General features: G+C 61.4%; 21 protein-coding genes. 10 read left to right on the top strand and 11 right to left on the bottom strand.

What is annotated here, in order from left to right; all coding sequences use genetic code 11:
* Window positions 1-43: 43 nt before the first annotated feature.
* Window positions 44-535 carry a (2Fe-2S)-binding protein gene (locus tag BFP92_RS29650; RefSeq protein ID WP_065911696.1) on the top strand — a complete coding sequence of 164 codons (492 nt, stop codon included), beginning with the start codon at window positions 44-46 and terminating at the stop codon, window positions 533-535.
* A complete protein-coding gene (locus BFP92_RS29645; RefSeq protein ID WP_065911694.1) occupies window positions 532-4,050 on the top strand; it encodes a molybdopterin cofactor-binding domain-containing protein in 3,519 nt (1,172 codons plus the stop codon). The genes BFP92_RS29650 and BFP92_RS29645 overlap by 4 nt, the downstream gene beginning before the upstream one ends.
* 120 nt (window positions 4,051-4,170) lie before the next feature.
* Here BFP92_RS29645 and BFP92_RS29640 read toward each other — a convergent pair whose 3' ends face one another.
* A complete protein-coding gene (locus BFP92_RS29640; protein ID WP_065911692.1) occupies window positions 4,171-4,818 on the bottom strand; it encodes a TetR/AcrR family transcriptional regulator in 648 nt (215 codons plus the stop codon).
* A 159-nt stretch (window positions 4,819-4,977) separates the two neighbouring features.
* Between BFP92_RS29640 and ggt the strand changes: the two genes are divergently transcribed.
* Window positions 4,978-6,702, top strand: coding sequence for a gamma-glutamyltransferase (ggt, locus tag BFP92_RS29635; protein ID WP_065911690.1), 1,725 nt, complete (start codon window positions 4,978-4,980; stop codon window positions 6,700-6,702).
* Here the strand turns inward: ggt and BFP92_RS29630 are convergent.
* The 3 genes from BFP92_RS29630 to BFP92_RS29620 form a co-directional block, all read right to left on the bottom strand.
* The gene (locus BFP92_RS29630) at window positions 6,696-7,250 is read right to left on the bottom strand and encodes an AAA family ATPase (protein ID WP_065911688.1); all 555 of its coding nucleotides are present in this window, start codon (window positions 7,248-7,250) and stop codon (window positions 6,696-6,698) included. The genes ggt and BFP92_RS29630 overlap by 7 nt on opposite strands.
* A complete protein-coding gene (pnuC, locus tag BFP92_RS29625; RefSeq protein ID WP_056859884.1) occupies window positions 7,247-7,810 on the bottom strand; it encodes a nicotinamide riboside transporter PnuC in 564 nt (187 codons plus the stop codon). The genes BFP92_RS29630 and pnuC overlap by 4 nt, the downstream gene beginning before the upstream one ends.
* Before the next feature lie 175 nt (window positions 7,811-7,985).
* Complete coding sequence (locus BFP92_RS29620; RefSeq protein WP_065911686.1) at window positions 7,986-9,620, bottom strand: methyl-accepting chemotaxis protein; 1,635 nt, start codon at window positions 9,618-9,620, stop codon at window positions 7,986-7,988.
* A 224-nt stretch (window positions 9,621-9,844) separates the two neighbouring features.
* Between BFP92_RS29620 and BFP92_RS29615 the strand changes: the two genes are divergently transcribed.
* Both BFP92_RS29615 and BFP92_RS29610 read left to right on the top strand, forming a co-directional pair.
* On the top strand, window positions 9,845-10,675 hold the full coding sequence (locus BFP92_RS29615; protein WP_058419678.1) for an undecaprenyl-diphosphate phosphatase: 831 nt from the start codon (window positions 9,845-9,847) through the stop codon (window positions 10,673-10,675).
* Window positions 10,672-11,055 carry a DUF1294 domain-containing protein gene (locus BFP92_RS29610; RefSeq protein WP_065911685.1) on the top strand — a complete coding sequence of 128 codons (384 nt, stop codon included), beginning with the start codon at window positions 10,672-10,674 and terminating at the stop codon, window positions 11,053-11,055. The genes BFP92_RS29615 and BFP92_RS29610 overlap by 4 nt, the downstream gene beginning before the upstream one ends.
* On the opposite strand, the gene BFP92_RS29605 is transcribed toward BFP92_RS29610, so the two are convergent.
* The 3 genes from BFP92_RS29605 to BFP92_RS29595 all read right to left on the bottom strand — a co-directional run bounded on the left by BFP92_RS29605 (window position 11,044) and on the right by BFP92_RS29595 (window position 13,797).
* Window positions 11,044-11,400 (bottom strand): MmcQ/YjbR family DNA-binding protein, encoded by a 357-nt coding sequence (locus BFP92_RS29605; protein ID WP_065911681.1) that lies wholly within the window; start codon window positions 11,398-11,400, stop codon window positions 11,044-11,046. The genes BFP92_RS29610 and BFP92_RS29605 overlap by 12 nt on opposite strands.
* Window positions 11,397-12,305, bottom strand: a complete 909-nt coding sequence (locus BFP92_RS29600; RefSeq protein ID WP_065911679.1) for a LysR substrate-binding domain-containing protein — start codon at window positions 12,303-12,305, stop codon at window positions 11,397-11,399. The genes BFP92_RS29605 and BFP92_RS29600 overlap by 4 nt, the downstream gene beginning before the upstream one ends.
* A 112-nt stretch (window positions 12,306-12,417) precedes the next feature.
* Window positions 12,418-13,797, bottom strand: a complete 1,380-nt coding sequence (locus tag BFP92_RS29595) for an NAD-dependent succinate-semialdehyde dehydrogenase (RefSeq protein ID WP_065911677.1) — start codon at window positions 13,795-13,797, stop codon at window positions 12,418-12,420.
* A gap of 157 nt (window positions 13,798-13,954) precedes the next feature.
* Here BFP92_RS29595 and BFP92_RS29590 point away from each other — a divergent pair, with 157 nt between their 5' ends.
* The 3 genes from BFP92_RS29590 to BFP92_RS29580 all read left to right on the top strand — a co-directional run bounded on the left by BFP92_RS29590 (window position 13,955) and on the right by BFP92_RS29580 (window position 16,901).
* On the top strand, window positions 13,955-14,881 hold the full coding sequence (locus BFP92_RS29590; RefSeq protein ID WP_065911676.1) for an AraC family transcriptional regulator: 927 nt from the start codon (window positions 13,955-13,957) through the stop codon (window positions 14,879-14,881).
* 129 nt (window positions 14,882-15,010) lie between these two features.
* Window positions 15,011-15,622, top strand: coding sequence for an FMN-dependent NADH-azoreductase (locus tag BFP92_RS29585; RefSeq protein ID WP_065911675.1), 612 nt, complete (start codon window positions 15,011-15,013; stop codon window positions 15,620-15,622).
* 241 nt (window positions 15,623-15,863) lie between these two features.
* Window positions 15,864-16,901 (top strand): alpha/beta hydrolase family protein, encoded by a 1,038-nt coding sequence (locus BFP92_RS29580; RefSeq protein WP_065911674.1) that lies wholly within the window; start codon window positions 15,864-15,866, stop codon window positions 16,899-16,901.
* Here BFP92_RS29580 and BFP92_RS29575 read toward each other — a convergent pair.
* The 3 genes from BFP92_RS29575 to BFP92_RS29565 all read right to left on the bottom strand — a co-directional run bounded on the left by BFP92_RS29575 (window position 16,895) and on the right by BFP92_RS29565 (window position 21,326).
* Window positions 16,895-18,070 (bottom strand): MFS transporter, encoded by a 1,176-nt coding sequence (locus BFP92_RS29575; RefSeq protein ID WP_065911673.1) that lies wholly within the window; start codon window positions 18,068-18,070, stop codon window positions 16,895-16,897. The two genes, BFP92_RS29580 and BFP92_RS29575, sit on opposite strands and share 7 nt — an antisense overlap.
* Window positions 18,071-18,358: 288 nt before the next feature.
* Window positions 18,359-19,945 carry an ABC-F family ATPase gene (locus tag BFP92_RS29570; protein WP_074854431.1) on the bottom strand — a complete coding sequence of 529 codons (1,587 nt, stop codon included), beginning with the start codon at window positions 19,943-19,945 and terminating at the stop codon, window positions 18,359-18,361.
* Window positions 19,946-20,087: 142 nt separating this feature from the next.
* Complete coding sequence (locus tag BFP92_RS29565) at window positions 20,088-21,326, bottom strand: MFS transporter (RefSeq protein ID WP_065911671.1); 1,239 nt, start codon at window positions 21,324-21,326, stop codon at window positions 20,088-20,090.
* A 154-nt stretch (window positions 21,327-21,480) separates the two neighbouring features.
* Here BFP92_RS29565 and BFP92_RS29560 point away from each other — a divergent pair, with 154 nt between their 5' ends.
* Window positions 21,481-22,293, top strand: a complete 813-nt coding sequence (locus tag BFP92_RS29560) for a class I SAM-dependent methyltransferase (RefSeq protein WP_065911669.1) — start codon at window positions 21,481-21,483, stop codon at window positions 22,291-22,293.
* Window positions 22,294-22,431: 138 nt separating this feature from the next.
* Here the strand turns inward: BFP92_RS29560 and BFP92_RS29555 are convergent, their stop codons facing one another.
* Window positions 22,432-22,818 (bottom strand): TIGR03067 domain-containing protein, encoded by a 387-nt coding sequence (locus tag BFP92_RS29555; RefSeq protein ID WP_065911668.1) that lies wholly within the window; start codon window positions 22,816-22,818, stop codon window positions 22,432-22,434.
* A gap of 364 nt (window positions 22,819-23,182) precedes the next feature.
* Here BFP92_RS29555 and lpxO point away from each other — a divergent pair, with 364 nt between their 5' ends.
* Entirely contained in the window at window positions 23,183-24,082 is a 900-nt protein-coding gene (lpxO, locus tag BFP92_RS29550; RefSeq protein WP_065911666.1) for a lipid A hydroxylase LpxO, read from the top strand.
* Window positions 24,083-24,323 lie beyond the last annotated feature (241 nt).

Raw genomic sequence — 24,323 nt, 5'->3', positions numbered from 1 at the left:
TTTCGTGTAGTGGTTGCTTCATCAACTGATACAGGCGAAGCGAATGATCAGTCCACCCATCACCGTTGGTCTCAAGGTCAACGGCCACACCCGCGAAGTCAGTGCCATGGCGGATACGCCGCTGCTGCTGGTGCTGCGCAATGACCTGCAACTCAACGGCCCCAAGTACGGCTGCGGCCTGGGCGAGTGCGGTGCCTGCACCGTGATCATTGATGGCGTGGCGGCGCGGTCGTGCGTGTTTCCACTGGCGGGTGCAACCGGGCGCGAGATTGTCACCCTCGAAGGCCTCGGCACTCGCCAGGCGCCGCACCCGGTGCAGCAAGCCTTTATCGATGAGCAGGCGGCGCAGTGCGGCTATTGCCTCAACGGCATGATCATGACCGCCAAGGCGTTGCTCGACCGCAACCCCAACCCCAGCGAAGCCCAGGTGCGCAATGAGCTGTCGGGGAACCTGTGCCGTTGCGGCACCCATATCGAAATCCTGCGCGCCGTGCTGCGTGCCGCGCGCCTTATTAGCGTGGAGGGCCGACCATGACGGTTATGTCCCGTGAGCAATGGCTGGCCAAGGCTGGCGTGTTATTGATTGTCGATGATGTGCTGCCACCTTCAGGCCCGGTGGCCAAGGGCGGCACACCCACCGTTAAACCGAAGGAACTGGGATTGTTCATAGCGGTAAACGATGACGGCCTGGTGTATGCCTTCAACGGCCATGTGGACCTGGGCACCGGCATTCGCACCTCGCTGGCGCAGATTGTGGCCGAGGAGTTGGACCTGAACCTGCAGCAGGTCAAGATGGTGCTGGGCGATACCGAGCGCGCGCCCAACCAGGGCGCCACCATCGCCAGTGCGACCTTGCAGATTTCGGCGGTCCCGCTGCGTAACGCGGCTGCCGAAGCACGGCGCTTTTTGCTCGCGCGCGCAGCGGGGCGCTGGGGCGTGAGCACCGGCAGCCTCAAGGTTGAAGCCGGGGTTGTGCATGCCGCCGACGGGCGCACCACCACCTACGGCGAGTTGGTCAGCGGCCAGCATGACCAGTTGCGCATCAGTGGTGACGCGCCGTTAAAACCTGTCGAAGATTACCGCCTGGTCGGCAAGGACGCCGCGCGCGTGGATATCCCCGGCAAGGCCACCGGCGAGCTGACCTATGTGCACGACATGCGTGTGCCGGACATGCTCCATGGCCGCGTGGTCCGCCCACCGTATGCCGGGCTCGACTGCGGCGATTTTGTCGGCAACAGCCTGCTGAGTGTGGATGAGGCGTCCATCGCGCATATCCCCGGCATTGTCGCGGTGGTGGTGATTCGCGATTTTGTCGGTGTGGTGGCGTTGCGCGAAGAACAGGCGATCAAGGCCGCCCACGCACTCCAGGTGCACTGGAAGCCTTGGCGCAACGCTTTGCCGGACATGAGCGATGTCGAGCAAGCCATCCGCGACAACCCACGGGTACGCCGCACGGTGCTCGACCAGGGCAATGTCGACGAAGCCCTGGCGGGCGCCAGCCAGCGCATGCCGCGCAGCTATTTGTGGCCGTACCAGATGCATGGCTCGATCGGGCCTTCGTGTGGCGTGGCGGACTATCAAGCAACCGGCAGCCGCGTGTGGTCGGGCAGCCAGAACCCGCACCTGCTGCGCGCCGACCTTGCGTGGTTGCTGGAATGCGACGAAGCGCTGATCGACGTGATCCGCATGGAAGCCGCCGGCTGTTACGGGCGTAACTGCGCGGACGATGTGTGCGCCGATGCGTTGCTGTTGTCGCGCGCCGTGGGCAAGCCGGTGCGGGTGCAACTGACCCGCGAACAGGAACACCTGTGGGAACCCAAGGGCACCGCGCAGTTGATGGACGTGGACGGCGGGCTCAACGCCGACGGCAGCATTGCCGCCTATGATTTTGAAACCAGCTACCCGTCCAACGGCGCGCCGACCCTGGCGCTGTTGCTCACTGGCCGCGTGGAGCCGGTGGCGGCGATGTTCGAGATGGGCGACCGCACCTCGATCCCGCCCTACGCCATCGACAATATGCGCGTGACCATCAACGACATGGCGCCCATCGTGCGCGCCTCGTGGATGCGCGGCGTATCGGCGTTGCCCAACACCTTTGCGCACGAATCCTATATCGATGAGTTGGCCTTCGCTGCGGGCGTCGACCCGGTGGAATACCGCCTGCGCTACCTCAAGGACGAGCGCGCCATCGACCTGGTCAAATCCACCGCCGAACGGGCCAATTGGGCGCCGCGCACGGCGCCGATGCAAACCGCCAGCGATGACCACCTGTTGCGCGGTCGCGGCTTTGCCTATGCGCGCTATATCCACAGCAAGTTCCCCGGCTTCGGCGCGGCGTGGGCGGCATGGGTGGCGGACGTGGCGATCGACAAACACACCGGCGATGTGTCGGTGACGCGGGTGGTGATCGGCCATGACTCGGGGATGATGATCAACCCGGCGGGCGTGCAGCATCAGATCCACGGCAATGTGATCCAGTCCACCAGCCGTGTGCTCAAGGAGCGGGTGACCTTTGAAGAGTCGACGGTGGCGAGCAAGGAGTGGGGCGGCTACCCGATCCTGACCTTCCCCGAAGTGCCGCAGATCGACGTGCTGATGATGCCGCGCCAGGACCAGCCGCCCATGGGCGCCGGTGAGTCGGCCTCGGTGCCGAGTGCGGCGGCGATTGCCAATGCGATCTATGACGCCACCGGTATTCGTTTTCGCGAGTTGCCGATAACGCCCGAGCGGGTGTTGGCGGCGCTGAACGCCGGCACCCTTGGTGAGCCTGCCAAGTCGCCGGAAAAACGCAGGAAGTGGTGGTTCGGTGCGTTGTTTGCCACCTTGGGGGCGCTGATGGCGACGGCCTGGCCGTTTCACAACGAAATCGCACCGATCGCGCCGCCCGGCGCGGGCACCTGGTCCAAGGCTACCCTCGAACGCGGGCGCTTGCTGGCGGCGGTGGGCGATTGCGCGGTGTGCCATACCGCGCCGGGTGGCGCCGCGAATGCCGGCGGCCTGGCCATGCAAACGCCGTTCGGCACGCTGTACAGCAGCAATATCACCCCAGACGTGAAAACCGGCATCGGCGCCTGGTCGTACCCGGCATTCGAGCGGGCGATGCGTGACGGCATTGGCCGCGATGGGCGCAACCTGTACCCGGCGTTTCCCTATACCGCGTTTCGCAATATCAATGAGGCGGACATGCAGGCGCTGTATGCCTACCTGATGTCCCAGGCGCCGGTGAGCCAGGCGCCGACGCCGAATGCCATGCGCTTTCCGTTCAATATCCGGCCGTTAATGGCGGGCTGGAATGCACTGAACCTGCGGCGGGGTGAAATCACCCCACAGCCTGAGCGCAGCGCGCAGTGGAATCGCGGCAATTACCTTGTCAATGGCCTGGGGCACTGCGCCGCGTGCCACTCGCCGCGCAACCTGATGGGGGCGCAGAAGGGCGGCAAATCCTTCCTTGCCGGGGGCGTGGTCGATGGCTGGGAGGCACCGGCGTTGACGGGCCTGTCCAAGGCACCGACGCCGTGGACCGAAGATCAATTATTTACTTACCTGAGCACTGGCTACTCCGATGCCCACGGCGTGGCGGCAGGCCCGATGGGGCCGGTGGTGAGTGAGTTGTCAAAGCTGCCCAAGGCCGATATTCGTGCGATGGCGGTGTACCTGGCGTCGCTCAAGGGCGAGGCAACTGCCGAGGCGCAGGTCCAGGTTGCGACTGTTGCGAACCCCAATGGCCGACGTGTATTCGAAGGTTCGTGCAAGGCCTGTCACGCCGATGGCCTGGGGCCGAAGCTGTTTGGGGTGAGCCCGTCATTGGCGAGCAATACCAACGTGTTCAGCGATCAGCCGGATAATTTGATCCAGGTGATTTTGCAAGGCATCAGTAACCCGGCGACCCAGGACCTGGGGTATATGCCGGGGTTCAAGGACAGCCTGTCGAATAACCAGGTAGCGGATCTGGTGGCCTACCTGCGCACGCGCTTTGCACCCAATGCGCCGCAGTGGAAGGGCCTGGAACAAAAGGTCGCGCACCTGCGCGCCAACCCTGGCACTCACTGACAGGACGCGGTTAAAACTGTGGGAGCTGGCTTGCTCGCGAATGCGGTGGGTCAGTCAATTTATCTGTCACTGGCCCACCGCATTCGCGAGCAAGCCCGCTCCCACAGGATGAACCGGTTTCTACCGGGAAATCGGCGTTACACCCCGCAGCACCAAGTCACTGATAAACCCCAGCCAATCCTGCTGCTGTCCCTTGTCCGCCAAATCTTCACCGAGGAATGAACTGAGGGTGTGGCGGTTGGAGTTATAGAAGTAGCACAGCGAGGCAATCATCAAATACACGTGTTTGAGGTCGATGTCCTGGCGAAACACACCCTGGGTCTGGCCGGCTTCGATGATCGGGCGTAACACGCCAACCGCTTCGCCCGACAGCCTGCGCATCTCACCCGACTGCCGGGCATGTTTGCCCTGGTGCAGGTTCTCGATGCTCAGGATCGCCACGAACTCGGGGTGCTTGACGTAGTAGCTCCAGATAAAGGCCACCAGTTCACGCAAGGCTTGCACGGGGTCGCCCAGGTCCAGCTTGAGCGTGCTTTCGGCTTTATTGAACTGTTCGTAGACCTGTTCCAGCACACAGACGAACAAGTGTTCCTTGCTGCCGAAATAGTAATAAAGCATGCGGTCGTTGGAGTCCGCGGCCTTGGAAATGGTGTCGACGCGCCCACCGGAATAGCCGTCGCGGGTGAACACCTTGACCGCCGCCTGCAAGATGCGCGCACGTGTCTGGTCGGCCTGTTGCGCCCGAATCCCGGTCTTTTTGATCGCCATCACAAAGCGCCTTGCCGCCAGTCTGGGCGCGAAATATAGCATGGGCTTTTTCGAGCCCGTTCTATGACCGACAAGTTCTGTAATAAAAACGCCATTGCGCTGGGGATTGGATTCGAGTCGGGCTATTTTGGTGCACCTCAATAAATAGAGTAGCCATGGATGAAATACCAACCCTTCAGCCGTACCCTGATTGCCACTGCGCTGGTGCTGACGGTCAGCGGTGTGCAAGCCGCGTCACAGGCCCCGGTGGCCGGTGAAAATGGCATGGTGGTGACCGCCCAGCATTTGGCCACTCATGTCGGCGTGGAGGTGCTCAAGGCCGGCGGCAACGCGGTGGATGCGGCGGTTGCCGTGGGCTATGCGCTGGCCGTGGTGTACCCGGCAGCGGGCAACCTCGGCGGCGGCGGCTTTATGACCGTGCAACTGGCAGATGGGCGCAAGACCTTCCTCGACTTCCGTGAAAAAGCCCCGTTGGCAGCCACCGCCGACATGTACCTGGACAAAGACGGCAAGGTCATCGACGGCCTCAGCGCCAAGGGCCACTTGGCCGTCGGCGTACCCGGCACCGTGTCCGGCATGGAAACCGCGCTGAACAAATACGGCACCCTCAAGCGCGCCCAGGTGATTGCCCCGGCGATCAAACTGGCCGAAAACGGCTTTGAACTGGAGCAGGGCGATATCGACCTGCTGCACACCGCCACCGGCGAGTTTGAAAAAGACAAGGACCTGCGCGGGATCTTCCTGCACAACGGCCAGCCGATGCAGGTCGGCCAGAAGCTGGTGCAGAAAGACCTGGCCAAGACCCTCAAGGAAATCTCCGCCAAGGGCACCGACGGCTTCTATAAAGGCTGGGTCGCCAAGGCGCTGGTGGACTCCAGCCAGGCCGGCAAGGGCATCATCACCCAGGCCGACCTCGACAAGTACAAGACCCGCGAGCTGGCGCCCATCGAGTGCGACTACCGTGGCTACCACGTGGTCTCGGCGCCACCGCCAAGCTCCGGCGGCGTGGTGATCTGCCAGATCATGAACATCCTCGAAGGCTACCCGATGGCCGACCTGGGTTATCACTCGGCCCAGGGCCTGCACTACCAGATCGAAGCCATGCGTCACGCCTACGTGGACCGCAACAGCTACCTGGGCGACCCGGATTTCGTCAAGAACCCCATCGCGCACCTGTTGGACAAGGACTACGCCGCCAAGCTGCGCGCCGCCATCGAACCGCAGAAAGCCGGGGATTCCCAGGCGATCAAGCCAGGTGTGTCGCCCCATGAAGGCAACAACACCACCCACTATTCCATCGTCGACAAGTGGGGCAACGCGGTGTCCGTGACCTACACGCTCAACGACTGGTTCGGTGCCGGCGTGATGGCGAGCAAAACCGGGGTGATCCTCAACGATGAAATGGACGACTTCACCGTCAAGGTCGGCGTGCCGAACATGTACGGGCTGGTGCAGGGCGAAGCCAACGCTATCGCACCGGGCAAGGCGCCGTTGTCATCAATGAGCCCGACCATCGTCACCAAGGATGGCAAGGCAGTGATGGTGGTCGGTACACCGGGCGGCAGCCGGATTATCACCGCGACGTTGCTGACCATCCTTAATGTCATCGACTACAAAATGAACATCCAGGAAGCCGTGGACGCGCCGCGTTTCCACCAGCAGTGGATGCCTGAGACCACCAACCTGGAAACCTTCGCGGTGAGCCCGGACACCCAGAAGATTCTGGAAAGCTGGGGCCATAAGTTTGCCGGTCCCCAGGATGCCAACCACTTGGCGGCGATCCTGGTGGGCGCGCCTTCGCTGGGCGGCAAGCCGGTGGGCAACAACCGTTTCTACGGGGCGAACGACCCGCGTCGTAACACCGGTTTGTCCTTGGGCTACTGAGGCGTTAGACATTGCCCTTGACGCGGCTGGGCAAGCAGTTGCTCGACCGCCTCAAGGGCTGTGGCGCGGCGTGCTTCCCAGTCGCCACGTATCACCAGGGCGGGTTGTTGGTGCTGTTCGATCCAGTCCAGGCTGCCTTGGAAAAACACCCGGCGATCGGCCAGTTCAGGCTGGCAGCGCTGGCCGTCGGCGCTCCATTCCACGTCCTCGGGGGACAGCAGCAGGTGCAGGTCGTAATGGCGGGCCAGCAGCTCGTCATCCAGCCACGCCGGGTAGTCACCGAACAGGGTCTGGCTCCAGAGCTTGTTGGTCAGCAGGTTCGTGTCGAGGATCAGCAGGTGAGGCTGCGCGGCGCGGGCGGCGTCTTCCCAGGCCAGTTGGCCACGGGCGATGGCCGGGATGTCCGCCAGGGTGGTGTCGCGCTGGTGATGGTCGATGAAATAGCGCACGTATTCACCCACCATCAGCCCACCGAAGCGGGCGTGCAGTTGCGTGGCCAGCCAGCTTTTGCCGCTGGATTCGGGGCCGGCCAGTACCACCACTTTCATGCGTGCAACGCCGGGTCGGCGCGCCATTCACGCCAGCCCTGCACGGCGATCACGGTGAACAGTGCATACAGCGCGGCGGTGAGGTACAGGCCTTTGTAGAGAAACAGGCCGACAAAGATCACGTCCACGGCGATCCACAGCGCCCAGCATTGCACGCGTTTTTGCGCCATCCACATTTGCGCCACCAGGCTGAAACCGGTGAGGGCGGCATCCAGCCAGGGTTGCGCGGCATCGGTCCAGTGGGCCATGGCGGCGCCGAGCAGCGCGCTGAACACGGCGCCGACGGCGAGGCTGACCATGATCGCGGGCCAGCCCAGGCTTGTGACCTGGCGGCCCTGCTTGACCTCACCTGCGCGGGTCCATTGCCACCAGCCATAGAGTTGCAGGCCGGCGTAGACCACTTGCAGGAGCATGTCGGAGTAGAGTTTTACGTCGAAGAACACCCAGGTGTAGAGCAGCACCATCACCAGGCCGATGGGCCAGCACCAAGGGTTTTGTTTGACCGTCAGCCAGACAGCGATCACCCCCAGGGCGGCGGCGAACAGTTCAAGCCCGGACATGGTGGTTCCTTGGGAGAGTGGGTGAGGGCGGTGATTGTAACCAAGATGGTGGGTCGTAGGAATGCTCGTTCCCACGCTCTGCGTGGGAATGCATCCCCTGACGCTCCGCGTCAGGCCTGGACGCAGAGCGTCCGTGGCGGCGTTGCCACGCGGAGCGTGGGAACGATCATGAGTACTAGATCTTGAACTGGCGCAACAACCCCTCAAGCTGCTCACTCAACCCGCGCAAATGCGCACTCGCCACGCTGGATTGCTCTGCCGCCAGGGCCGTGCTGTGGGACAAGCCTGCCGCCTGGGTGACGTTCTGGTTGATGTCCTCCACCACATGCGCCTGTTGCAAGGTCGCGCTGGCAATCGAGGCATTCAGCCCGTTGAGGTTGCGCAATGCCTGGCCGATGGCGGTGAGGCTCGCCCCTGCCTGTCCCGCTTGCTCAATGGTTAGTTGCGAGGCGCTGTGGCTGTCGCTGATCACTTTAACCGCCGCTTCCGAATGACCTTGCAGGCGCTCGATCATCACCTGGATTTCGGCCGTGGATTTTTGCGTGCGCTGGGCCAGCAGCCGCACTTCATCGGCGACCACGGCAAACCCACGACCCTGCTCACCGGCACGCGCCGCCTCGATGGCGGCGTTGAGCGCGAGCAAGTTGGTCTGGTCGGCAATTGAACGGATCACTTCCAGCACGCCACCAATCTGGGTGCTTTCACTGGAGAGCGTGCGGATCACCTCCACGGCCTGGCTGATGGTGCTGGAGAGCTGGTCGATCTGTTGCAGGCTGCCGTCGATATTCACCTGGCCCTGCTGCGCCTGGGCCTGGGCGTCGCGCATTTCGCTGGCGGCATGCTCGGCGTTTTTTGCCACGTCCTGCACGCCATAGGTCACTTCATTGATCGCCGTGGCCACCAGCTCCATCTGCTGGGACTGTTGCTGGCTGCGGTCGTGGGCCTGGCTGGCATTGGTGCCCAGCTCCGTGGACGACTGGCCCAGCGCGTTGGCACACGCCTGCAATTGGCCGACCACCTGGCGCAGCTTGGCGGTGAAGCTATTGAAGTGCAGCGACAGTTGAGTGACCTCGTCGCGCCCGTGGGTGTCGAGGGTGCGGGTCAGGTCGCTTTCGCCGCTGGCAATATTGCCCATGGCGTTCACTGCCGCCTGCAATGGGTGCACGATGCTGCGCGCGATCAGGATCACCAGCAGCGCCATCACCAGCGCAATGCCCAGGCCGATCAGCGAGGCTTTCCAAACCTGGCCGTTGAATTCAGCCTGCACATCATCCACATACACGCCGGAACCGATAATCCAGCCCCACGGCTCGAACAGTTGGATGTACGAGGTTTTCTCCACCGGCGCGTCGGCGCCCGGTTTGGGCCAGCGATAGTTGACGATCCCCGCGCCCTTGGCCTTGGCCAGGAGCACAAATTCATTGAACACCGCAAAACCGTCCGGGTCGCGGATGGCCGAGAGGTTCTGGCCGTCGAGCTTGGGGTTGGCCGCGTGCATGATCATCACGGGCGTCAGGTCGTTGATCCAGAAGTAATCATCGTGGTCGTAGCGCAGGCCGCGGACTGCGCTGAGGGCTTGCTGTTGCGCGGCCTCGCGGGTCAGTACGCCGGTTTTTTCAAGGTTTTGATAGTAAGCCAGCACGCCGCTGGCGGTTTGCACCACGTGCTGGGTCTGCTGGCGTTTTGCCTGGTAGAGGTCGCCATGGATCTGCTTGAGCATCAGCAACCCGAGGGTCAGCAGCATCAACACGGCGACTATCAGGATCAGCCAAAGACGGCGGCTGATCGACATGCTGCGCAAACTGTTCATCGTCCTGTCACTCCGTGCTTTTTATAATTGTGTGCTGCATCGACAATTCCATCTTGTCTGATAGGCTTTCGGCCTGTAACCGAAAAACCTGAGTACTCCCTGATTTTTCACGAAATTTTTGCGCTCGGCTGGTGAAAATCCGCAGCGCATCACGATTGCACGTGGTCAGTGAACATTAAAAAGACAGACAAGGCGTGCCGCAGCGCATGACCTTTGGGGGATACATGGATTTTTGGACCGCCATACAGGCATTGATTCTTGGCGTGGTGGAGGGGCTGACCGAGTTCCTGCCGATCTCCAGCACCGGGCACCAGATCATCGTCGCCGACCTGATCGGCTTCGGCGGCGAACGCTTTGAAGCGTTCAACATCATTATCCAACTGGGCGCGATCCTCGCGGTGGTCTGGGCGTTTCGGCGCAAGATCCTCGACGTGGTGATGGGCTTGCCGACCCAGCCCAAGGCCCAGCGCTTTACCGTCAACCTGATCATTGCGGTGCTGCCGGCGGTGGTGCTGGGGGTGATTTTTGCCGACCTGATCAAGCATTACCTGTTTAACCCGATCACGGTGGCCACCGCGTTGGTAGTGGGCGGGGTGATCATGCTGTGGGCCGAGCGTCGCCAACATGCGGTGCACGCTGAAACGGTGGATGAGATCACCTGGAAAGACGCGCTCAAGGTCGGCGTGGCCCAGTGCCTGGCCATGATTCCGGGCACTTCGCGCTCGGGCGCGACCATTATCGGCGGCCTGTTGTTCGGCCTGTCGCGTAAAACCGCCACCGAGTTCTCGTTCTTCCTGGCCATGCCGACCATGGTCGGCGCGGCGGTGTATTCGGGCTACAAATACCGTCACCTGTTCCAGCCCGATGACTTGCCGGTGTTTGCCATCGGCTTTGTCACCTCGTTCATCTTCGCGATGATTGCGGTCAAGGCGTTGCTCAAGTTCATCGCCAGCCACAGTTACGCGGCGTTTGCCTGGTATCGGATCGCGTTCGGCCTGGTGATCCTGGCCACCTGGCAATTCGGCTGGATCGACTGGACGGCGGTCAAGCCATGAGCATTCAATACCCGCGCCTGAAGGCGCTGATTTTTGTGTTGCTGTGCGCCGCGCCACTGATCGGCTCGGCGCTGCTGTGGTATCGCGGCGAAACGCTGATTCCGCTGGCCGCCTATGGCGTGGTCAGCGTGGTGGCGTTTTTCCTGTACTGGGGCGACAAACGCAAGGCCCAAACCGAAGGCCCGCGCGTGCGCGAAAATATCCTGCATGCCGTGGAACTGGCCGGTGGTTGGCCCGGGGCGTTGATTGCCCAACAGGTGTTTCGCCACAAGACGCGCAAGGTGCCGTATCAGGTGCTGTTCTGGGTGATTGTGGTGCTGCACGAGGTGTTCTGGCTCGACCAGTTGTTCCTCGGCGGCACGCTGCTGTCAGTCCTCTAGCAACAAGCCAACCTGCGTGCGCTTGGGCAGTTTGCTCACCACCAATTGGTGCGAGCGCTGCAACAGGCCACGCAGTTCCTCGGCGCCGAGCGGGTAGGGCGTGTTCATGATCACCCACTGCGCCCGCGCCAGGTAGGGCGCCGGGTGAATGCCGGGGCGGTCCACGTGGCCGAGGAACAGTTCCTTGTCGACCTTGAACGCCAGCGAGTCTGCGCGCAGGTTCTGCACGGCGAACATCTTGTTGCCGGCAATCGAGAACACGCGCACGCCGCCCCATTTGTAGTCTTCACGTGCGCCGGGCAGGCCCAGGCAGAACGCCGCGACTTGTGCTTCGCTCATCTTCATAGCAAACGGTCTCCGCAACCCTTGAAGGCTTCTTCCAGATAGTCGATCCAGGCCCGAATCGCCGGTAAAACACCACGGCGATGCGGGTAGACCGCCTGCAGCCAGCCGCCCGGCGAGGACCATTGGGGCAGCAACTGCACCAATTGGCCGCTGGCCAATTCTTCTTCGCAATACATCATCGGCAGCAGGGTAAAGCCCAGGCCCTGCAAGGCGCAGGCTTTGCGCACGATAAAGTCATCGATGCCCAGGCGCGCTTCCATGGATAAGTTTTCGGTATTGCCCTGCGGGTCGATCAACCGCAAGTGCACCAGGCGGTCAGCCTCAAGCGCAGCGAGTACCGGCAATTGCTTGAGATCGTCCGGGGTCTTGATTTGCTTGCCTTGCAGGAACTGTGGGCTGGCCACCAACACGGTCTGGGCCTGGCGCAGGCGCTTGGTCACCAGCAACGGGTCTTCATCGCCCAGTTCGCGCACGCGCAGGGCCACGTCGATGCCTTCAGCCACCAGGTCGACGCGTCGGTTGACCAACATCATCTCAAGCTGCACCAGTGGGTGAGCGGCGAGAAAGCCGGCAACCATCCCCGGCAACATGTGTTGGGCCATGCCCACCGGGCAACTCACCCGCAGGCGCCCGCGCGGTTCGCTGGACATGCTGGCCACGGCCTCGTCGGCCATTTCCGCCTCCAGCAGCATCGCCTGGCAATGGCGCAGGTAGCGCTCGCCGACGGCGGTGAGGGTCAATTGCCGCGTGGTGCGCTGCAACAGGCGCGCGCCGAGGCGTTCTTCCAGTTCGGCAATGCGTCGTGACAGCCGTGACTTGGGAATCCCCAGCAGCCGGCCGGCCGCCGCAAAGCCGCTGGCTTCGACGACTTTGGCGAAATAGTAGAGGTCGTTGAGGTCTTGCATGGTCAACCTATTGTCCTGTCAGTGGGACGAACTATCCGCGCCTGGCCTGCACAAATCCAGCCTGAAAAACAACCAGCACCTTGCAGGCACTGGCTTTTGGAGGGCAGAGGGCTTAGAACTGCGCCCCCGCCATCAACACATACTTCACATGCACGTACTCCTCGATCCCGTAATAGCTGCCTTCACGCCCATAGCCGGACTGCTTGATGCCACCAAACGGAACCGACGCCGTGCCCACTGAACCCGAGTTGAGGATCACCATGCCAGCCTCCAACTGACGTGACAGGCGCAACGACCGGCCGAGTGCGCTGGTGTAGGCGTAGGCCACCAGGCCGAACTCGGTCTGGTTGGCGCGGGCGATGACCTCTTCTTCATCCTTGAACGAATAGAGGGCGAACACCGGGCCGAAGATCTCTTCGGTGGCCAGTGGTGAATCGTCCTGCAAGCCGGTCAAAACGGTCGGTTCATAGAACAGCCCACCCTTGGCGTGGGGTTTGCCGCCCATCAGCACCTTGGCGCCCGCCGCCCTGGCCTCGTCGACCAGGCGCACGACTTTGTCGAAACCCCGTTGATTGACCAGCGGCCCGACCACAAAGCCTTCGCGCAGGCCCTGGTCTACTTCGATGTTGGCGACCGCAGCCTTCACGCGTTCCATAAAAGCTTCGAAAATGCTGTGCTGCACAAAGATCCGGTTCGGCGAGATGCACACCTGGCCCGAGTTGCGCAGTTTGGCGCTGACCAACCCTTGTACCGCCGCATCCAGGTTGGCGTCCGCAAATACAATAAACGGCGCATTGCCGCCCAGTTCCAGGGTCATCTTCTTGATGGTTGCCGCGCATTGCGATGCGAGCAATTTGCCCACGCCGGTGGAGCCGGTAAACGAGATCTTGCGGATGCGTGGGTCACCGGTAAGGATCAGGCCGATTTCCTGCGGGTCACCGACCACCACTTCGAGCACGCCGGCTTCGATACCGGCCCTGCGTGCGTAGTCCAGCAGCTTGAGGGCGGTGAGCGGCGTGTCTTCAGCGGGTTTGATCACCATGGTGCAGCCGGCGGCCAGGGCTGTGGCGACTTTGCGGGTGATCATCATGAACGGGAAGTTCCACGGCGTGATGGCTGCGACCGGGCCGATGGCTTCCTTGGTCACCACTACATTGGCATTGCGGTCGTGGGTGGGGATGGTGTCGCCGTAGACGCGTTTGGCCTCTTCGGCGTACCACTCGATAAAGCCCAGGCCGTAGTCGATTTCACCTCGGGCTTCGCTCAGGCACTTGCCGTTTTCACGGCAGAGCAGTTCGGCGAAGGCTTCCTTGTCGGCCTTAACGCTGTCGTGCCAGCGGCGCAGGATGTCGCTGCGCTCTTTGGCGAGTTTGCCGGACCAATCGGGAAAGGCTGCGCAGGTGCGGTCAACGGCAGCCTTGACCTGGGCTGAGGTGTGTTTGGCCACACGGCCGATTTCTTCACCGGTGGCGGGGTTGTAGACGATAAGCATGGGCAAACTCCGAAGGCTGAAAGTACAGGTTCAGGCTACGGAACACGGCGGCTTGAGCGAATATCCATTCCAATGTGCTGATTGCCTATTCCTATGAGTGCATAGCCATGGCGGTATTTGCGCAGTACCGTGCTGTTTTCGCCAGGAACCACGTGCCATGGGCCGCACCCAACGAATCATCGCGCTGATGGGCCGCTTGGCGCCTGTCGAAGGCTATAACCTGAGCGCTCTGGAGGACGTGCGCTTTCTTCGCTCAAATCAGCCGCTGCACCGCGTGCCGGTGTTGTATGACCCAGGCATTGTGATTGTCTGCCAGGGGCGCAAGCGCGGTTATCTGGGCGAAGAGGTTTACCTGTACGACGCCCAGCATTACCTGGTGGTGTCGGTGCCGGTGCCGTTCACCATGGAAACCGAGGCCAGCGAAGCAGAGCCGATGCTGGCGGTGTACGTGCGCCTGGATTTCACCCTTGCCGCCGAATTGATGTTGGCTTTGGATGGGTTTCCCGAGTTGCGCGAAGCCAAGCCGCGCGGCATGTATTCCTCGCCCATGGACGACAAACTCAGTGAGTCGCTGCTGCGGTTTCTCGAAGCCATGAGTGCGCCGATGGAGGCACAGGTCCTCGGCCCCGCGCTGATGCGCGAGCTCTACTACCGCATCCTCACGGGCGAGCAGGGCGGGTCGATGCGTGCCGCGCTTAACCGCCAGGGCCAGTTCGGCAAGGTGGCGCGGGCGATTCGCAAGATTCATGGGTTTTACCACCAGCACCTGGACGTGGAAGTGCTGGCGCGGGAGGCGATGATGAGCGTGCCGAGTTTTCATGCGCACTTTCGCACCGTCACCGACACCTCGCCGATGCAATACCTCAAGTCCACGCGCCTGCACCAGGCGCGCTTGTTGATGCTGCGCAACGACATCAGCGCCGCCACGGCGAGCGCTCAGGTGGGCTATGAAAGCGCTTCGCAGTTCAGCCGAGAGTTCAAGCGCTTGTTCGGGCGCACGCCCCAGCAAGAGATTCAGTGGATGAAGCGCACTTACGCGCTGCCGGCGCCCTCGTCGGCGTCTATTTATGTGTCGTCGCATTGAGAATTTAGATCGATTGTCCTGCTGGCGGGACAAACAATCACATTTGTGCCGTCTAATCGACTATTGGGTTCATGTGTAGGATTAACCTCATTCGATCGCCCAGCCGCGATCCTCACTTGGAGAACCCGCATGAAACTGTTGCATATCGATTCCAGCATCCTCGGCGACAACTCGGCTTCCCGTCAGCTCAGCGCTGGTGTGGTCAAGGCCTGGCAAGCGGCTCAGCCGGGTGTGGAAGTGACCTATCGTGACCTGGCTGGCGAAGGCATCAGCCACTTTTCCGGCCTGACCCTGGGCGCCCTGGGCACCGCTGCCGAATTGCGCGACGCCGTCCAAAAACACGAGGCTGAACTGAGCGCCACGTCCCTGGCTGAATTCATCGCCGCTGACGCTGTAGTGATCGGTGCGCCGATGTACAACTTTTCGGTGCCGTCCCAGCTCAAGGCCTGGATCGACCGTATTGCGGTCGCCGGTCAAACCTTCCGTTACACCGAAGCCGGCCCTGAAGGCCTGTGCGGCGGCAAGAAGCTGATCATTGTTTCCACCGCTGGCGGTCTGCACGCGGGCCAGGCAAGCAATGTGGGCCACGAGGACTACTTGAAACTGGTATTTGGCTTCCTGGGCATCACGGATATCGAATTTGTCCGCGCCCAGGGCCTGGCCTACGGTGAAGAAGTTCGCAGCAAAGCCTTGAGCGATGCCAACGTCGTAATCAACGAACAACTGTTCGCCGCCGCGTAAGGCTTGTGTAAAGTTCGCCTCTGTTCGGTTCCAATCTGAACCGGGGCGCCTAAACTCTGTATTCTGATCGCCTGAACGCGACCGGAGTACGGAGTTTTTTCGTTTGCCCGCTGTCATTACTTTGGCCCAGGTTATGCACACATGGGTTTATCACCCGCAGCGAGTGCCTTGGCCCATGGACTTTTCAAACCGACATGCCGCGGGTGTTGAACGTGGTCGCGCAGCAAAGGTGGACATCCCCATGATGCGTCTTTGTGCTGTTTTGGTTCTTTCCCTGTTCGGCGGCCTGATTTCAGTGCACGCCGCCCCGGCGCCGCACCCGCATTGGAGTGTGGGCTTTCATCGCATGAGTTTTCTCGACCCGCTGGATCAGCAGCCGATGAACGCCATCGCGTTCTACCCGTCCACCGACGATGAACATTCCACGCAGTTGGGCCCTTACCACGTGGCCGCCACCCAGGATTCCAAAGTCGCTATCGGGCGTTTCCCGATGCTGATGCTGTCCCATGGCAACACCGGTACACCGCTGGCGCTGCACGACCTGGCCACTTCACTGGCACGCAAGGGTTTTGTAGTGGTGGCCGTTTTGCATCCTGGTGACAACTACAAGGATCACAGCCGCCTGGGCACGGTGAGCAACCTGTACGGGCGGCCGATCCAGATTTCCGCAGCGATTACCGCCACGCTCGGGGATACGATGCTGTCGCCGTTCGTCAATATCGACCAGGTGGGGGTTATCGGGTACTCAGCCGGCGGTGAAACCGCGCTGATCCTGGCCGGGGCCAAGCCGGATTTCGACCGCCTGCGCCGTTATTGCCAGGAACGCCCGGAAGACCGCGATGCCTGCACCACCAAAGGAGAGCTGGTGGTCGACCGTGAAGACCTGCAGCCGCAAGCCGACCCACGTATTCATGCCTTGATGCTGATGGCGCCGCTGAGCCTGATGTTCGGCCGCCACACCCTGGCCGATGTGCACGTGCCGGTGCTGCTCTACAGCGGCGACGGCGACAAGCTGGTGGCCGTGGACAAGAACGCCGCCGCCCTGGCGCGTAAACTGCCGCAACCGCCGGATTTCAAACTATTGGCCGGGGCCGGGCACTTTGTGTTCATGGCACCGTGTGACAGCGACCAACTGCTGGCCATGCCGGCGATTTGCACGGATGCCGACGGTGTCGACCGCGAAGGCATTCACCGCGACCTGATCTCGGAAGCGGGGCGCTTTTTCGTGCACACTTTGGGTCAGTCGACCCGCGCCGGTTTGCAGACTGCTGATCAGTAAGCGCGGCGCTTGAGCTGCACGGTCAGGCACAGCGCCGTGACCGACAGCAGCGCAGCGCAGAAGAAAATCCAGCCATAGCCGAGGTTCAGCGCCACGGCGCCCATCAATGGCCCGGCAATCGCCAGGGCCAGGTCAAAAAACACCGCATACGCACTCAGCCCCGCGCCACGGCTGCTGTTGGGCACCTGCTTGATGGCTTCCACGCCCAGCGCCGGGTACACCAGCGACAAGCCGAAGCCGGTGAGCCCGGCGCCGATCAGCGCCACACCGGTGGACGGCGCCAGCCACAACAGGGTCAGGCCGACGGTTTCGATGGTCATGCAGGCAATCGCCGCGCTGAACCCGCCGAAGCGGCTGATGGCCGAGATAAACACCAGGCGCGACAAGATAAAACACACGCCGAACACCGTCAGGCAGTACGCCGCACCGGCCCAGCCACGGTTGAGGTAATACAGGGTGATAAAGGTGGTCAGCGTGCCGTAGCCGATCGACGCCAGGCACAGGCTGGCGCCAAACGGCGCAATGCGCCCGAACACCGCCCAGAACGGCAAGCGTTCGCCACGCACTACCGGTACTGAGGGTTTATTGCGGATCAACACCAGGCCCAAAGCGGCCAGCACCGACAGCGCGATACCGAGACTGTTGTAGCCATAATCGGCCACCATCACCACGCCCAGCGGCGCGCCTATGGCAATGGCGCCGTAGGACGCGATACCGTTCCAGGAGATCGAGCGCCCCGTGTGTTCGGCACCGACCGCGCCCATGCACCAACTGATGGTGCCAACGCCGATCAGGCCTTGGGCCACGCCGAGCAGCAGCCTGCCGACGATCAACACCCCAAGGCTCACGGCGGGCATGCTTTCAAGCAAGGTGGCAAAAAACGTCAGCACGCCGCTGACCAGGATGCCCGCCAAGCCCAGCACAATCGCGCGTTTGGTGCCCACATTGTCCGACATCCTCCCCGCCATCGGCCGGCTGAGCAGGGTGGCCAGGTATTGCGCGCCGATGGTGACCCCGGCGACTACGGCGCTGAAGCCCAGTTGTTCATGCACATAGCCGGGTATCACCGCGATCGGCAGGCCGATGCAGATAAAGGCAATAAAGGTGTAGAAAACAATGGAGACGATCTGCAGGGTGATCGACAGGGAACTGGGGGCGACGGCAGGCATGGTCACTCATTCGCGGGCGGGCGGTGAGGGCATGATGGCAAGGGCGTGGGGGAAAAGGAAGCTGGCTAACGGGTTTTGCTGAATGGGCCGCATGAGGCGAGGGCTTCATTGTGGCGAGCAGGCTTGCCCTGCGTTGGGCTGCGCAGCAGCCCCAATAAAAAACACCGCGTTCTGCCAGGCAAAACGCGGTGTTTGGTTTTAGGGCCGCTTCGCAGCCCAGCGCAGGGCAAGCCTGCTCGCCACGGGAAGCGGGTCTGCAACAGTAAGCCGGCCTGCCACAGCGGGTGCTTAGAACACCACGCCCTGGCTGCGCAGGTAGTCGTCATAGGTGCCGCTGAAGTCGATCACGCCGGTGGCGCTCAACTCGATAATGCGGGTGGCCAGGGACGATACGAACTCACGGTCGTGGCTGACGAAGATCAGCGTGCCCGGGTAGTTTTCCAGCGCCAGGTTCAGCGCTTCGATGGATTCCATGTCCAGGTGGTTGGTCGGTTCGTCCATGATCAGCACGTTCGGCTTTTGCAGGATCAGCTTGCCGAACAGCATGCGGCCTTGCTCACCACCGGAAATCACCTTCACCGACTTCTGGATCTCGTCGTTGGAGAACAGCATGCGGCCCAGGGTGCCACGGATCATCTGCTCGCCTTGGGTCCACTGGCCCATCCAGTCGAACAGGGTCACGTCGTCTTCGAAGTCATGGGCGTGGTCCTGGGCGTAGTAGCCCAGCTCTGCGGCGTCGGTCCACTTGATGCTGCCGGCGTCCGGGGTCAGTTCGTTGACCAGAGTGCGCAGTAGGGTGGTCTTGCCGATACCGTTCGGGCCAATGATCGCCACGCGCTCGCCGGCTTCAACCTGGAAGCTGAAGTCCTTGAACAACGGCTTGCCGTCGAAACCCTTGGCCATTTTTTCGACCATCACCGCCTGGCGGTGCAGCTTCTTGTTCTGCTCGAAACGGATGAACGGGCTCACACGGCTCGAAGGCTTGACCTCGGCCAGCTGGATCTTGTCGATCGCCTTGGCACGGGACGTGGCTTGCTTGGCTTTCGAGGCGTTGGCCGAGAAGCGGCTGACGAAGGACTGCAGTTCGGAGATCTGCGCCTTCTTCTTGGCGTTGTCCGACAGCAGTTGCTCGCGGGACTGGGTCGCCACGGTCATGTACTCGTCGTAGTTGCCCGGGAACAGGCGCAGCTCGCCGTAGTCCAGGTCAGCCATGTGGGTGCACACGCTGTTCAGGAAGTGACGGTCGTGAGAGATGATGATCATCAGGCTGGAGCGCTGGGTCAGGATGTTTTCCAGCCAGCGGATGGTGTTGATGTCCAAGTGGTTGGTCGGTTCGTCGAGCAATAGCACTTCAGGGTCGGAGAACAGCGCCTGGGCCAGCAATACCCGCAGTTTCCAGCCTGGGGAGACTTCGCTCATCGGGCCAAAGTGCTGCTCCAGCGGAATACCCAGGCCCAGCAGCAGTTCACCGGCGCGGGATTCGGCGGTGTAGCCGTCCATTTCGGCAAATTCGGTTTCCAGCTCGGCAACGGCCATGCCGTCTTCTTCGCTCATTTCCGGCAGCGAGTAGATGCGGTCACGCTCAGCCTTGACCCGCCACAGCTCTTCGTGGCCCATGATCACGGTGTCGAGTACGGTGAATTCTTCGTAGGCGAACTGGTCCTGGCGCAGTTTACCCAGGCGCACGTTCGGCTCCAGCATGACCTGGCCGCCGGACGGCTCGAGGTCGCCGCCGAGGATTTTCATGAAGGTCGACTTGCCGCAACCGTTGGCACCGATCAAACCATAACGGTTGCCGGCGCCGAATTTGACCGAGACGTTCTCGAAGAGCGGCTTGGCGCCGAACTGCATGGTGATGTTAGCTGTGGAGATCAATTACTTTACCTATCAATGAGTTGCGAGCGTGGCGGCAGGAGCCTTCAGGCATGCGTCAACAGCGACATCAAGGCGCGAAACCCGGTCGCTGAGCAGAATATTTTGGCTGTGTGTTGGAATTTGGCGCGCATTGTCGCATATGTCAGGCGACAGTTGTATGGCAGGCGAACGATGGTTTTTCCAAGGTCTCCGGCATCGCCAGCCATAACAGCGCCAAGGCTGCCGCAGCCACGCCGGCCAGGGTCAGGAATGCCGCGTTGTAGCCGGCTTGTTGTACGACGAAACCGGCCAGGCTGCTACTCAACGCCGCACCCAGGCCAAACACCGTGGACAACGCGCCGAGGCTCACATTAAAACGCCCGGTGCCCTGGGTCAGGTCCTTGACGATCACCGGGAACAGCGCGCCAAAGATCCCCGCGCCGATGCCGTCGAGCATCTGCACCGCCACCAGCCAGTACGGATCACTGGACAAGGTGTAGAGCACGCCGCGCAGCGGCAGAATCAGGAAACCTGCGAGCAGCAACGGTTTGCGCCCCCACAGATCGGCCTTGAGCCCCACCAGCCAGGCCATCGGCACCATCACCAGCTGCGCGGCGACGATGCACGCCGAAGTCAGCGGCGTGGCCATCTGCAGGTTGATCTGCGCAAGCTTCTGGCTGACCAGTGGCAGCATCGCTGCATTGGCCAGGTGGAAGAGGGCGCAGCAGATGGCGAATATCAGCAGCGGCCGGTTGGCCAGCAGCACTTTCACGCCGGACGGTTGTTCGTGATCGCTGTGGTGGGCCGGGTCAAAGCCTCTGGCGACTTCATGGTCAATCGCCTTGGCCGATACGCAGCTCACGGCCACGATACTGGCCAGCGCCATAAAGGCCATCAGGTAAAACACCACCACCGGGCCATACAGGTACGCCAGGCCGCCGGCCAGCAGCGCGGCCACGGCATTGCCGGCGTGGTTGAAGGTTTCATTGCGCCCCGTACGCCGGGTGAAGGCGCGTGGTCCGGTAATCCCGAGGGAAATGGCGGATATGGCCGGGGCAAACACCGAGGCGGCCACGGCGCTGGCGGCCTGGGTCAGGGCCACCCAACTGAAGGTGCTGACAAACGGCAGCAGCAGGCAACTGGCGGTCACCAGGATCGCAGCCACGGCGATCACGGCGCGCTTGCTGCGTGTGCGGTCGATCAGCGCACCCGCCGGGCCTTGGGTGACCAGTGCGGCGATGCCCGCCAGGGTCATGACCACGCCGATGCTGGCCGGGTCCCATTGGTGCACGGCCAGCAGGTAAATCGCCAGGTATGGCCCTAGGCCGTCGCGCACATCCGCCAGGAAAAAGTTGAGGCTGTCCAGGGACAAGGTATTACGCAGGTCAGAGTGATTGGCCACGGCGCTGTCTTCGCAAAGGGTGTTCAGGGGCTGGACACTCGTTGGGTTAGTGACGCATGGGCCTGAACAGAAGTTTCGCGGCTGCTGAGGGTTTTATCTTGCAGGTATTTGGATTATTTTCCGTAGCCCGCTGAAATGACTCTCTGGAGACGCAATGGACATGCCCTCAGCTCAACAGGCTATCGCCAGTAACAAGGCCGCCTGGGACGCTTCTGCCGCGCTGCACAAAGACACCGCGACCTGGAATACACTGCTGCAATCGGTCGCTGAACCGACCTTTTCGCGCCTCGATCCGACCATTACCGCGCTGTTGCAAACGGTCGGCGTGGCCGGCAAGGCGGTGGTGCAAATCGGCTGTAATAACGGGCGTGAAAGCCTGTCGCTGTTTGGCCTTGGCGCGCGTGAGGTGGTGGGCGTCGATCAATCGGCAGCTTTTCTGGCGCAAGCGCGGGAACTGGCTGAATGTTCACCGCATAACCCGCAGTTCATCGAAGCCGATATTCATCACCTGCCTGAGCACCTGCTTGGCCGGTTTGATATCGCCTTGGTGACCATTGGCGTACTGGGCTGGATGCCGGATGTGGCGCTGTTCATGCAGCACGTGGCCAGTACCCTCAAGCCCGGCGGCACCCTGGTGATCTATGAGACTCACCCTTTCCTGGAAGTCTTCGACCCTCAGGCCAGCAATCCGCTATTGCCCGCCAGTTCGTACTTTCAACGCGATCCGTTCGTGCTGCAATCGTCGATTGTGTATGAAGGACTGACACAGATTCCTGGGCCGACGTCCTATTGGTACGTGCATACCCTGGGCAGCGTGGTCAGCGGGGCGATTGCGGCGCACCTGCAGATCGAGCATCTGCAGGAGTACCCGCACTCCAACCGGGAAGAGCTGTATGACCAGTACGAACACCAGCCGGCTCAATTGCCATTGTGTTTTACCCTGACGGCCATCAAACGCTCGGTTTAAAGCGGTTTTGGCGCACAAAAAAAGGCCCGCGACAGTAGCGGCGGGCCAAGTGAATCACTGGAGTAGGTGGCCTCACGCTAAAGGCCTGAAGGTGAAGGCTGTGTGAAAACCCTGTCGGCGTTTCGGATGCCAGCGGTTTTACCGGCGACGCACAAAGGTGCGCATGGTTTGCCCTGGCCCGGTGCTGAAGACGGTCGGGCGGGGCATGCCTTCATCCGCCGCGATAAACACAAAATCGTCGCCTTCGAGGCGATAGCTGGCGGGTAAGGCTTTGTCGGCGTCATCGCCCATGGAGTCCACCCAGGTAATGCGTTTGGGCGTGGTGCTGCTGTCCAGTGTGAACCGGCCAGCCAGCAATATGTCGCCATTCACGGTTTGGACTTCGAACTGATCGCCACGAATAGTGGTAATGGCACCCGGCGCGCTGTGTGCGTCGGGCGGGTTGTGTACGCCGCTGTCTTCCAGGCAGATCTGCTCCCAGGCGCCCTGGAGCGCGGTGAAGTCGGGGTCTGGTTGAGGTGTCATGCAAGTTCCTTTTGCGGGAGGTTGATCGGCGCGATTGTAACTGAAAGGGGCCTGGAACCTGGTTGGACGGCGAGTTTTTTCTGCGTTGGCAGCGCCACCGCCTGCACTGTAAGTAGCCCCACTCCGGGCTTGCGTCCAGACAGGTGGTTGCGCGTCCTACACGCTGCGTAGACAGCTTTTCACAATTCTTAGTTAACCTTTGGTTACAAACTGTGGCTAAATAAAGGCCAATGGCCTGGTTCCGGAAGAGACTTGTCCGGCCAGCCGCCAATGTGTAATTGTGATTTCAGGTGCTGCTTATTAATCCTCGGCCGTTGTGTGCACGCAGGAGCAGCCTGTTCTCTTCTGACTTGTGACGAATCCCTTGAAACTCATCATTGTTGTTCTCTACGTTGCCTCCATTGCGTATGTTCACCTGCGTGGCAGAGTGCGACACAAGTTGGGTCGCCAGCTTAGCGATCACTCGACGTTCCTGGCGCCGATCAACTGCTTCCTCTACTTGTTTTCCAAGCAGCCAAGCCGTCCGTTTCTGTCGCCCAGCGACTTTCCGGACCTGAGCCCGCTGCAGGAGCACTGGGAGGAAATCCGCCAGGAAGGCCAGAACCTGATGCGTGCGGGTGAGATCAAGCGCTCGGACCAATACAATGACGTGGGTTTCAACTCGTTCTTCAAGTCGGGCTGGAAGCGCTTTTATCTTAAATGGTACGGCGACAGTCATCCGTCGGCGATGAAGTTGTGCCCGCGCACCACTGAACTGGTGCAAGGTATTGGCTCGATCAAGGCGGCGATGTTTGCCGAGTTGCCGCCGGGTTCCAAGCTGGTGCGTCACCGTGATCCTTATGCAGGCTCCTATCGTTACCACTTGGGGCTGGATACGCCGAACGATCCGGGTTGCTATATCAATGTGGATGGCGAGAGTTACTACTGGCGTGACGGTGAGCCGGTGATGTTTGACGAGACTTACATTCATTACGCTGAGAACACGACGCAGCAGAACCGCATCATCTTGTTCTGTGACATTGAGCGCCCGATGAAGTACCGCTGGGCGGCGGCGTTTAACCGGTGGTTCAGTCGTAATGTGATGGCGGCGGCGGGTTCGCCTAATGATGAGGGTGACAAGACGGGCGGGTTGAACCGTGCGTTTACGCGGTTGTACAAGATCCGTTTGCGTGGCAAGGAGCTGAAAAAGCGTAATCGGGCGCGGTATTACCTGGAGAAGTGGGCGATTTTTGCTGGGTTGGCGGTGATTTTTATTTTGATCTGACTTGCCTGGTTTGTGTTTTATTGCGGTTTTTTTGGTGTACAGATCCGTTGCTGCGGTAACGGCTACCTATGGTTCCGCTCTTCTTACAGCGGGTCACTTTTGGCAAACGCCCGGAATGCCGTCCTTGCAAAAGTGACCCGCTGTAAGAGCCATGCCTTTCAAGGTCTGCGTTTAAGAACTCATTTAAAGCAGTGTTTAAGTCTGTTTATCCGACTTGGCAGCCTTGAGCACCCGAGCTGTT

This window comes from Pseudomonas sp. 58 R 3 (assembly GCF_900006605.1).
GTDB classification, from domain to species: Bacteria; Pseudomonadota; Gammaproteobacteria; order Pseudomonadales; family Pseudomonadaceae; genus Aquipseudomonas; species Aquipseudomonas salomonii.
This window is presented reverse-complemented; position numbering and strand designations above follow the sequence as displayed.

Excerpts from the sequence above, each read along its gene's own strand:
- BFP92_RS29650 (WP_065911696.1), top strand. The coding sequence starts at position 44 with ATGATCAGTCCACCCATCACCGTTGGTCTCAAGGTCAACGGCCACACC.
- BFP92_RS29645 (WP_065911694.1), top strand. The coding sequence starts at position 532 with ATGACGGTTATGTCCCGTGAGCAATGGCTGGCCAAGGCTGGCGTGTTA.
- BFP92_RS29640 (WP_065911692.1), bottom strand. The coding sequence starts at position 4,818 with ATGGCGATCAAAAAGACCGGGATTCGGGCGCAACAGGCCGACCAGACA.
- ggt (WP_065911690.1), top strand. The coding sequence starts at position 4,978 with ATGAAATACCAACCCTTCAGCCGTACCCTGATTGCCACTGCGCTGGTG.
- BFP92_RS29630 (WP_065911688.1), bottom strand. The coding sequence starts at position 7,250 with ATGAAAGTGGTGGTACTGGCCGGCCCCGAATCCAGCGGCAAAAGCTGG.
- pnuC (WP_056859884.1), bottom strand. The coding sequence starts at position 7,810 with ATGTCCGGGCTTGAACTGTTCGCCGCCGCCCTGGGGGTGATCGCTGTC.
- BFP92_RS29620 (WP_065911686.1), bottom strand. The coding sequence starts at position 9,620 with ATGAACAGTTTGCGCAGCATGTCGATCAGCCGCCGTCTTTGGCTGATC.
- BFP92_RS29615 (WP_058419678.1), top strand. The coding sequence starts at position 9,845 with ATGGATTTTTGGACCGCCATACAGGCATTGATTCTTGGCGTGGTGGAG.
- BFP92_RS29610 (WP_065911685.1), top strand. The coding sequence starts at position 10,672 with ATGAGCATTCAATACCCGCGCCTGAAGGCGCTGATTTTTGTGTTGCTG.
- BFP92_RS29605 (WP_065911681.1), bottom strand. The coding sequence starts at position 11,400 with ATGAAGATGAGCGAAGCACAAGTCGCGGCGTTCTGCCTGGGCCTGCCC.
- BFP92_RS29600 (WP_065911679.1), bottom strand. The coding sequence starts at position 12,305 with ATGCAAGACCTCAACGACCTCTACTATTTCGCCAAAGTCGTCGAAGCC.
- BFP92_RS29595 (WP_065911677.1), bottom strand. The coding sequence starts at position 13,797 with ATGCTTATCGTCTACAACCCCGCCACCGGTGAAGAAATCGGCCGTGTG.
- BFP92_RS29590 (WP_065911676.1), top strand. The coding sequence starts at position 13,955 with ATGGGCCGCACCCAACGAATCATCGCGCTGATGGGCCGCTTGGCGCCT.
- BFP92_RS29585 (WP_065911675.1), top strand. The coding sequence starts at position 15,011 with ATGAAACTGTTGCATATCGATTCCAGCATCCTCGGCGACAACTCGGCT.
- BFP92_RS29580 (WP_065911674.1), top strand. The coding sequence starts at position 15,864 with ATGATGCGTCTTTGTGCTGTTTTGGTTCTTTCCCTGTTCGGCGGCCTG.
- BFP92_RS29575 (WP_065911673.1), bottom strand. The coding sequence starts at position 18,070 with ATGCCTGCCGTCGCCCCCAGTTCCCTGTCGATCACCCTGCAGATCGTC.
- BFP92_RS29560 (WP_065911669.1), top strand. The coding sequence starts at position 21,481 with ATGGACATGCCCTCAGCTCAACAGGCTATCGCCAGTAACAAGGCCGCC.
- BFP92_RS29555 (WP_065911668.1), bottom strand. The coding sequence starts at position 22,818 with ATGACACCTCAACCAGACCCCGACTTCACCGCGCTCCAGGGCGCCTGG.